The sequence below is a fragment of the Silanimonas sp. genome, assembly GCF_044377035.1.
In the GTDB taxonomy this organism is placed as follows: domain Bacteria; phylum Pseudomonadota; class Gammaproteobacteria; order Xanthomonadales; family Xanthomonadaceae; genus Silanimonas.
Window position 1 is genome coordinate 1 of sequence record NZ_JBILJW010000055.1, and the last position, 2,726, is coordinate 2,726.

General features: G+C 68.4%; 1 protein-coding gene and 1 pseudogene. Both read left to right on the forward strand.

Going from position 1 to position 2,726, the window contains the following annotated elements; all coding sequences use genetic code 11:
- On the forward strand, positions 1-2,205 hold a 2,205-nt coding region (gene dnaE / locus ACIQ6S_RS14240; protein ID WP_397608925.1), incomplete at its 5' end, for a DNA polymerase III subunit alpha.
- A gap of 105 nt (positions 2,206-2,310) precedes the next feature.
- Positions 2,311-2,726: pseudogene (locus ACIQ6S_RS14245) on the forward strand (acetyl-CoA carboxylase carboxyl transferase subunit alpha); the annotation flags it as partial.

Consider the following 2,726-nt stretch of genomic DNA (forward strand, 5'->3'; position numbering starts at 1 on the left):
ATGGCCGCGAAGGCCGTGGTGCGCGACTGCGGACGCGTGCTCGGCCATCCCTACGGCTTCGTCGACAGCGTCGCCAAACTGATCCCGAACGTGCTCGGCATCGCGCTGGACGACGCGCTGGGCGAAACGGACAAGGGCAAGGCCGACGACACCGTGCGTTCGGGCGAACTCATCGAGCGCTACGCCCGCGAGGACGACGTGCGCGACCTGATGGATCTCGCGCGCCAGCTCGAAGACCTCACGCGGAACGCAGGTAAACATGCGGGTGGTGTGGTGATCGCGCCGACGCCGCTCACCGATTTCTGCCCGCTGTTCTCGGAACCCGGCGGCAAGGGCGCGGTGACGCAGTTCGACAAGGACGACGTCGAAGCCATCGGCCTCGTGAAGTTCGACTTCCTCGGCCTGCGCACGCTGACCATCATCGATTGGGCGGTGAAGGCCATCAACGCGCGCCGCGCCGCCAAGGGCGAAGCACCGCTCGACATCACCCGCATCCCGCTCGACGACCGCCCAGTCTTCGACCTGTTCAGTCGCGCGCAGACGGTGGCGGTGTTCCAGTTCGAATCCTCGGGCATGCGCAACCTGCTGCGCGAAGCCCGGCCCGACCGCTTCGAGGACCTGATCGCCCTGGTGTCGCTGTTCCGCCCCGGCCCGATGGACCTGATCCCGAGCTTCAATGCCCGAAAGCACGGCAAGGAAGAAGTCGAGTACCCCGACCCGCGCGTGAAGCCGGTGCTGGAGGAGACCTACGGGATCATGGTCTACCAGGAGCAGGTGATGCAGATGGCGCAGGTGCTGGGCGGCTACTCGCTCGGTGGCGCCGACCTGCTGCGCCGCGCGATGGGCAAGAAGAAGCCCGAGGAGATGGCCAAGCACCGCGCCATGTTCCGCGAGGGCGCGGCGACGAACGGCATCGACGAAACCAAGGCCGACGCCGTCTTCGACCTGATGGAGAAGTTCGCCGGCTACGGCTTCAACAAGTCGCACGCGGCGGCCTACGCGCTCGTGTCTTATCAGACCGCATGGTTGAAGACGCACTACCCGGCCGAGTTCATGGCCGCGGTGCTGTCCTCCGACATGGACAACACCGACAAGGTGGTGAACTTCCTCGACGAGTGCCGGGCGCTGCAGCTCACCGTGCTGCCGCCGAAAGCGAACGACTCGGCGACGATGTTCGAGGCGAAGGACGCGCGGACGATCCGCTACGGCCTCGGCGCCATCAAGGGCGTGGGCACCGGCCTGACCGAAGCCATCGTGCAGGCGCGTGGCGCCAAGGGGCCGTTCCGTGACCTGCTGGAGTTTTGCGAGCGCGTCGATCCCACCAAGATGAACCGTCGCGCGGTCGAGGCGATGATCAACGCCGGCGCGCTGGACGGCTTCGCGCCGAACCGCGCCTCGCTTCTGCTGCAGCTGCCGGAAGCGGTGAAGGCCAGCGAACAGGCCGCGCGTTCGGCCGCGGCCGGCCAAGTCTCGCTGTTTGGCGGCTTCGCCGATGCGCCGGTGGCCAAGGTCGACCTGCCCGCCTGCGACGAGTGGCCGCTGGAGCAGTTGCTGGCCGGCGAGCGCGAGACGCTGGGGCACTACCTCAGCGGCCACCCGATCGATCCGTGGCGGGCCGAGCTCTCGGAGCTGGTCAACATCCACCTCGGCGAGGTCGAAGCCACGTGGGCCCAGCGCAAGGACCGCCGCAACGAGGCGACGATGATCCTCGCCGGCCTGGTGGGCAACGTGCGCAAGCGCGGCGACGCGATGGCCTTCGCCCAGATCGACGATGGCCACGGCCAGATCGAGCTGGCCTTCTTCCGCGAGGCCTGCACCGGCTTCGGCCATCTCCTCTCCCGCGACCGCATCCTGATCGTCGAAGGCCAGGTGGGCGCGGACCGGGTGAGCGGGGAGCTCTCCATGCGAGTGAAGCAGGCCTGGGACTTCAAGGCCCTGCTCGATACCCATGCCCGCCGGATCGCCCTGTCGGCCGATCTGCGGGGCAAGGGCGCCTTCGAACAGCTCCAGGCGCTGCTGGCCGAGTACCGGCCCGGCCCCACCCCGCTTCGCCTGGACCTCAAGCGCCCCGGGGCAGCGGGCAGCCTCGACCTCGGCGGCCGGGAGGGGGTGCGGACGGCCTCCGACCTGCTCTCTCGCCTCCGCCACCTGCCCTTCGTGGACGGGGTCAAGCTCCAGTTGCACAAACCCTGGCTGCAGGGCTGACGGCCCGGGCACCCCGCCCCATGGCCGGCACCCCGCCCCGCCAGCTAGACTCTTTGCTCTAGCGGCCCCGGATGTCTCGGGGAACGCCCTCCAAATTCCAAGCAAATGAATCCGAACTTCCTCGATTTCGAACAGCCCATCGCCGATCTTGAAGCCAAGATCAACGAGCTCCGGCATGCAAGCACGGGCCCCGCCGTGGACATCGAGAACGAGATCCGCGGCCTCGAGGACAAGCTCAAGGCCCGCACCGCCGAGATCTTCGCCACGCTCACGCCCTGGCAGATCAGCCAGCTGGCGCGTCACCCGCAGCGCCCCTACACGCTCGACTACCTCGGCCTGATCGCCGAGGAGTTCCACGAGCTGGCCGGCGACCGCGCCTTCGCCGACGACGCCGCGATCGTGGGCGGCCTCGCCCGCATCGACGGCCGCAGCGTCATGGTGATCGGCCACCAGAAGGGCCGCGACACCAAGAGCAAGATCCGCCGCAATTTCGGCATGCCGCGCCCCGAGGGCTACCGCAA